General features: G+C 49.4%; 8 protein-coding genes. 4 read left to right on the forward strand and 4 right to left on the reverse strand.

The genetic code is table 11. The features are described 5' to 3' along the window. Nucleotides 1-127 precede the first annotated feature (127 nt). Entirely contained in the window at nucleotides 128-376 is a 249-nt protein-coding gene (locus ACUVQO_RS22230; protein WP_445928005.1) for a hypothetical protein, read from the reverse strand. Between the two features lie 44 nt (nucleotides 377-420). After that, nucleotides 421-975, reverse strand: a complete 555-nt coding sequence (gene hpt, locus ACUVQO_RS22235) for a hypoxanthine phosphoribosyltransferase (protein WP_445928006.1) — start codon at nucleotides 973-975, stop codon at nucleotides 421-423. Between the two features lie 216 nt (nucleotides 976-1,191). On the opposite strand from hpt, the gene ACUVQO_RS22240 reads away from it, so the two are divergent. The 3 genes from ACUVQO_RS22240 (at nucleotide 1,192) to ACUVQO_RS22250 (ending at nucleotide 2,736) form a co-directional block, all read left to right on the forward strand. Beyond that, complete coding sequence (locus ACUVQO_RS22240) at nucleotides 1,192-1,530, forward strand: Rieske (2Fe-2S) protein (RefSeq protein ID WP_445928007.1); 339 nt, start codon at nucleotides 1,192-1,194, stop codon at nucleotides 1,528-1,530. A 232-nt stretch (nucleotides 1,531-1,762) separates the two neighbouring features. Further along, nucleotides 1,763-1,900, forward strand: a complete 138-nt coding sequence (locus ACUVQO_RS22245; protein ID WP_015172773.1) for a photosystem II reaction center protein K — start codon at nucleotides 1,763-1,765, stop codon at nucleotides 1,898-1,900. Nucleotides 1,901-2,139: 239 nt separating this feature from the next. Next, a complete protein-coding gene (locus tag ACUVQO_RS22250; protein ID WP_445928008.1) occupies nucleotides 2,140-2,736 on the forward strand; it encodes a DUF4126 domain-containing protein in 597 nt (198 codons plus the stop codon). 46 nt (nucleotides 2,737-2,782) lie between these two features. Here ACUVQO_RS22250 and hemH read toward each other — a convergent pair whose 3' ends face one another. Together hemH and ACUVQO_RS22260 are read right to left on the reverse strand one after the other, a co-directional pair. Beyond that, nucleotides 2,783-3,946, reverse strand: a complete 1,164-nt coding sequence (gene hemH / locus ACUVQO_RS22255; protein WP_445928009.1) for a ferrochelatase — start codon at nucleotides 3,944-3,946, stop codon at nucleotides 2,783-2,785. 154 nt (nucleotides 3,947-4,100) lie between these two features. Further along, the gene (locus ACUVQO_RS22260) at nucleotides 4,101-4,361 is read right to left on the reverse strand and encodes a chlororespiratory reduction protein 7 (protein WP_445928010.1); all 261 of its coding nucleotides are present in this window, start codon (nucleotides 4,359-4,361) and stop codon (nucleotides 4,101-4,103) included. Nucleotides 4,362-4,676: 315 nt separating this feature from the next. Between ACUVQO_RS22260 and ACUVQO_RS22265 the strand changes: the two genes are divergently transcribed. Beyond that, the gene (locus ACUVQO_RS22265; protein WP_445928011.1) at nucleotides 4,677-5,492 is read left to right on the forward strand and encodes a hypothetical protein; all 816 of its coding nucleotides are present in this window, start codon (nucleotides 4,677-4,679) and stop codon (nucleotides 5,490-5,492) included. Nucleotides 5,493-5,567 lie beyond the last annotated feature (75 nt).

The following is a 5,567-nucleotide window of genomic DNA, read 5'->3' on the forward strand; positions in this document are numbered from 1 at the left end:
GCCGTTGTCCAGCGGATTGGATGGGTGGTGGTGGACTGCATAAAACCCTCGCCATACATGCTTTGATCATACGTCACCTAGCCTGCTTCCAACCAGGTGAAGCCTTGATTCTGAGGCAGCTTCAGAACTATTCCCCAAACCGTTCTTGAATTTGTCGCACTGCATTCGCCAACTCATACAGCGCCGTCTCCGCGATCACCACCCGCCCATCCGGTAAATCCAGCCGCATACTAATGCTAGTGCGCCCCGATGCCATCCCTCCCGGCATCGCCACAATCTCGATCGAAGATGCCTCATCACCCAGGTAAATCACCTCTTTATCCAGCAGATCGCTCCAATGTTCCTCCGGCTCCAGCATCGTATGAAAGGTCAGCATCACGAGTTCCTCCTTCGTCCTTTCCTGCAACAGCTGATCTATGTTTAAACCAAAGGCTCTCTAACTCTATGCTGTTCCTCCAGGGCATAAATTTCGGGAAGTTGCCGATATTGCCGGGCATAATCGATTCCGTAGCCCACGATGAAGCGATCGGGAAACGTGAATCCCAGATAGTCGATCGTGACGGGCACTCGTCGGCGATCGGGTTTGTCGAGCAAGGCACACAGCTTTAAAGATGCGGGGTGATAGCGCTCCAGATAAGCCAAAACGGTTGTAGTGGTAATCCCGGTATCCATAATGTCTTCAATCACGATCACATCCCGACCTTTGACGACTTGCTCCGGCACTCCCATCACGATCTCGGCTTGACCTGAGCTAACGGTCAAAGCACCGTAGCTCGACAGGCGCATGAATTCTATTGTGCTGATCGGAGTGTTCATGGCTCTCACTAAATCAGCCAGAAAGATGAACGAGCCTTTGAGGATGCTGATCATCACTGGCGATCGCTGTGCATAGTCTCGATCCAGGGATTGAGCCAGTTGTTTGACTATGGCAGCAATTTCTGATTGAGAAATGAGGCAAACGAGTTTTCGATCCATCGGGTTGACCACTATGACCTATCGTTGCAAGCATGAGAGGACTCCTGCAGTATGAGGAGAGTCATGCTCATTATCACCACTTTTTCATCCGAGACTTGATTGCCGCCTATCCCAATGCCTTGTTATAGCAGTCGCCATATTCAGTTAGGACATACTGGAAGGGGCTACCACAAGCCAGTGAAACCCAATGCCAAAAGCCTACGACTATGATCTGGTTTGCTCTCAAGTGATTTCGTTATCTATGCCGTAGACAATCGCTGTCCCCACATGGGGTTTCCCCTCCATCGGGGAACCGTGAAAGATTGTCTGCTTACCTGCGATTGGCACTATGCCCGCTTTAATGTGATGAGCGGCGGAACCTTCGAGTCCTGGGCGGATGATCTCCCGGCCTTCCCGGTGCAAATCCGCCATGATGAGGTCTGGATCAATCTGGCAATCCATGCCGATCCGTTAATTAGCCAAAAAGCGATGGCTGAAGACGATCATGGGTTAAACAGGCCGTGCCCAACCAGCAGGGCGATCGCACTCAAGCTGGAGTTGGTCACGAGTCAATAGCGATCGCTTCCGCTAATTCTGGCTGATTTGAATAGGCACGTTAAGCTTGGCCCATCCTACTGATGATTGAATCTCATAGGCAAGATTTTCAGTGTTTCTGCCATTTATCATTCGTGATTCACCATTTGCAAAGAACAGAGGACAGAGGACAACTCTTGACTCTCAACTCCTATGTTCCCCCGTCATGTTACGATATATGCCAATTCTGAAGTCCGTGCGAGAGGTTTAATTCATGGAAGCAGCCCTGCTTTTAGCAAAACTGCCCGAAGCTTATGCAATCTTCGATCCCCTGGTGGATGTTCTGCCAATTATTCCAGTCTTCTTCTTGTTGCTGGCATTTGTTTGGCAAGCGGCTGTTGGTTTTAGATAAGTAAACAGTTAAGAAAGATTTTTTAAGGGCAGGTTTTTATCTGCCTTTTTTGTGGCTCTTTTCTGTGTGATGCGAGACGCAAAAGATGAGACAGAAGGGGGTACCTTCCTGATTGGGGATAGGTGCAGGTCATGCGAGACTGGTTACATCTTAGTCCTTTCCCACTGCTTCTACCTTTCCTCTTTACGGATCAGTGAACATCCTTGTGTTCCCCATCCTAAGCACTTAAACTCACTTCTATGCTTGAACTTTTGGCTGTACTTTCCGTTTCTGCAGCCGCAGGTATGCGGATTGCACTGCCACTTCTCATTATTGGATTACTGTACGGGGATGGTCTCTGGGCACAAGTGCCGTTACTGGCTTGCATTCCTCCTCAAGTAGTACTGGCAGTACTGGTGAGTTGGTCGCTGTTTGAAGTATTTGCGTCTAAAAATCGTACTGGCCAGCGCCTGTTACAGAGTGTTGAATTGCTATTCAGCCCCATTGTGGGGGCCGTTCTGGGAATCGCTGTGGCCAAGGTAACGATTTCCTCAGCCTGGTTGATTGGCCTTTTGGGGGTTGTGGGAGGGGTGCTGGCACTGGTGCTGCAATTGGTTCAAATGGGGTGGCTCTACCGCCCGCAAAGCATTCCTCTGTGGGTAATTTTTGCTCAAGATTTTCTCTGTGTATTACTTGTCATCTTTGCCTTTGATGCTCCTCGTCAGGGTGGCTTAATTGCACTACTCCTGCTCTGGTTAGCCATTCGCAGTTCTAAGGATTGGCACCGCTGGTATACCGGGCAAGCTGCGCCGAACCAGCGGAGAAACCCCCGCCGCTACAAACAGGACCCAGATTAATCACTCAACCAAGCCCAGTGAGAGAACTGGAGGGTTTCAAGGCTAATTACAGTAAGCCGATCGCGTGTAATGGCCCGCGACCTACGAGCAATTCCAGCAACACAGCCAAAATCCCCAGCATCGCCAAACGACCATTCCAAACTTCGGCGGAAATGGTCATGCCCCACTCCCACCGTTCTTGAGGATACAGTTTTACCTTTTCATCTGGCCGAACGACCTCTGTAAAGTGGCAACTAGGGGCATTCAGGGCATCAGTCACCATAGCTGCCAGATCCTGAATAAATACTGGGTGAGTATTGAGTGCGGGAACCCGGTGGAAATTTTCTATACCAGCTTCTTCGGCTAGTTCTCGATATTCAATATCAATTTCTTGCAGCGTTTCAATGTGTTCCGACACAAAGCTAATCGGCACTACTACGAGGTCTTTGACACCCTGTTCAGCCAGTTCCCTGAGTGCATCATCGGTATAAGGCCGCAGCCATTCCACTGGCCCTACTCGACTCTGATAAGCCAGGGTATGGGCATTAGGCCGATTCAAGGTTTGCATAATCAGGCGGGTGCAGGCTTCAATTTCTCGTTGGTAAGGGTCGCCTGCTTCTTCCACGTAACTTATAGGAACGCCATGGGCACTGAAGAAAACATGTACTTCGTTGGGATTGGGGAATTGATCCAGTTCCTGAGCAATTAGGTCAGCCATTGCCTGCAAATATCCAGGACGGTCATACCAAGAGGGAATCACAGTGTAGTCAATGGGAGTCAGGTTTGGATCGGATTCCCAAATCTGTTGTAGCAGCCGGAAACTGGATCCACTGGTGCTGATAGAAAACTGAGGATAAAGAGGCAGCACGACTAAGCGCTCAATCCGATCGCGTTTAATTCGAGCCACAGCCTCTTCCGTAAAAGGATGCCAGTAGCGCATCCCGATATAAACTGTGGCATCCTGCCCTTGCTGGTGTAGCTGGTCTTGCAATGCCTGGGCCTGTTCTTCGGTGATCCGTCGCAGAGGAGAGCCGCCGCCAATTTGCTTGTAGTTCTCCTGCGATCGCCTAGCCCGTGACGTAGAAATTAACCAGGCTAAGGGACGTTGCAGCCAGGGAAATGGCAACCGAATAATTTCAGGGTCAGAGAATAAATTGAACAAAAAAGGACGGACATCTTCCAGTCGATCCGGCCCACCTAAATTAAGTAATAAAACGCCAACTCGACCCATAACGGCAGCAGGTTTCCCATTTCTAAGCTTTGTAAATTAGTTTAACAGTACTCGCTAAGCCAGGCGCAGAGCCAGTGAATAAATACCTAAAGGACTTTGAACAAAATAGTATCTAGCAGATAACACATAGCTACAAAAAGTAGATAGTAGACGGTCACGACTTCTCTAACCGAACCGCATACCACTGCAAAAAGGTTCCTGGCCCCATATCCAGTTCACAGGAGGTATCTAGCAGATACTCAGCCTGTTCCGTCAGGGAGGAGAACCGTTGCAGATCGCGGGGCAAATCGTTCTGTTGCTGACTTAAGACAGTTGTCAATTTTTCTAAAAGTTCGGATCGCGTAAGGAAGTGCTCTGCTTGATCTGGCTCTAACAGGATGAAAGTATCGCTTTCGTATAATCTCGGATCGGGCATAGATAAACTTTTTCTGGCCTATTTCTCCTTCCTATTTTGGCAGGTTTAGTCCCTAACGAGTGACTCAGGACGTAATGATCCTCTGGCAATCAGCAGAGATCTGGATTCCTTGGTAAGTCAAAAAAATAAGGTGCAGTTTCTCTATGTGCGAATATGATGAGCGTAAACTGTTTATTTATGCAGAGCGAAACGCGGGAATTACAGTTTTATTACTTTTGTTTCTTTTGGGAACATGTTGGGCAATTCTTGCGCCATGAGTTCTAGGGATACCGACAAGTACACCCAGTAAGTGAAGAGTGATTGAGAGCTAACCAAATGCGATTCTCCCCAAATAAACCATCTGCGATCGCGACCATTTCCCTACTAGCGATCGCCCCGGCTGTACTGCTCACAGAAAGCCGTGCTACCGCCCAGACGGATCCCTATATGCAAGCTCCTGCCTCAGTTTACAGTAGTGGCGATTCTACCTACCAAACGTCCAGCACGCCGTTTCCGGGTTCTAGTGAATCCTATGAAATGCCTGCTAGTTCTGCTAGCGCTGCAGATCTCTGTGTTTCGCCTACCGCCGCAAGTGATCCCCAGGTTCGGACATATTTACGAGAAAGAGGAGTATGTCCTTCGCCTCCAACTGGGGAGCTACCTCCTGCAAGTGTGACACCGCCCGGTGAGGGAGTAGTTGTGGTTGAAACGCGCCCAATGGGATTTGGAGGAGCTTATGTAGGAGCTGGAATTGCTGCAGGGGTAACGAATGGTGGCCAGCAGGGAACTTCTGCTTTGCTTGGTGGTAACATCCAGGGCCGGATTGCTCCGTTTGAAGATGTCCCTATTTCCGCACGGGCAGCAATTCTGTTTGGCCCCAACAATTCTGCCATCATGCCCATACTGACCTATGATATTCCCGTTGCCGTCAATACCAATGTTTACATTGGTGGAGGTTATTCCTTTGCGGAGAGAAATGGACAACCAACTCCCATTGGTAACAAGAGTTCTGCCGTAGTGGTAGTGGGGGCAGAATCCGGCGTTACCAGAGATATTGTGCTGTACGGAGATGCCAAGCTAGGAATTCAGCCCTACTACAATGCCTCGGCTAGTAGCCTCAGTTTGCAGGCTGGTATGGGTTATCGGTTTTAAGCAGGGATAACGATCGTTGACTTTTTTGAACGAAATCAGCCTGCACTCCCCCATCCTCGCGTAGCAGGTGGGGGT

It is taken from the genome of Leptodesmis sp., from assembly GCF_052746595.1.

Excerpts from the sequence above, each read along its gene's own strand:
- ACUVQO_RS22230 (WP_445928005.1), bottom strand. The coding sequence starts at position 376 with ATGCTGACCTTTCATACGATGCTGGAGCCGGAGGAACATTGGAGCGAT.
- hpt (WP_445928006.1), bottom strand. The coding sequence starts at position 975 with ATGGATCGAAAACTCGTTTGCCTCATTTCTCAATCAGAAATTGCTGCC.
- ACUVQO_RS22245 (WP_015172773.1), top strand. The coding sequence starts at position 1,763 with ATGGAAGCAGCCCTGCTTTTAGCAAAACTGCCCGAAGCTTATGCAATC.
- ACUVQO_RS22250 (WP_445928008.1), top strand. The coding sequence starts at position 2,140 with ATGCTTGAACTTTTGGCTGTACTTTCCGTTTCTGCAGCCGCAGGTATG.
- hemH (WP_445928009.1), bottom strand. The coding sequence starts at position 3,946 with ATGGGTCGAGTTGGCGTTTTATTACTTAATTTAGGTGGGCCGGATCGA.
- ACUVQO_RS22260 (WP_445928010.1), bottom strand. The coding sequence starts at position 4,361 with ATGCCCGATCCGAGATTATACGAAAGCGATACTTTCATCCTGTTAGAG.
- ACUVQO_RS22265 (WP_445928011.1), top strand. The coding sequence starts at position 4,677 with ATGCGATTCTCCCCAAATAAACCATCTGCGATCGCGACCATTTCCCTA.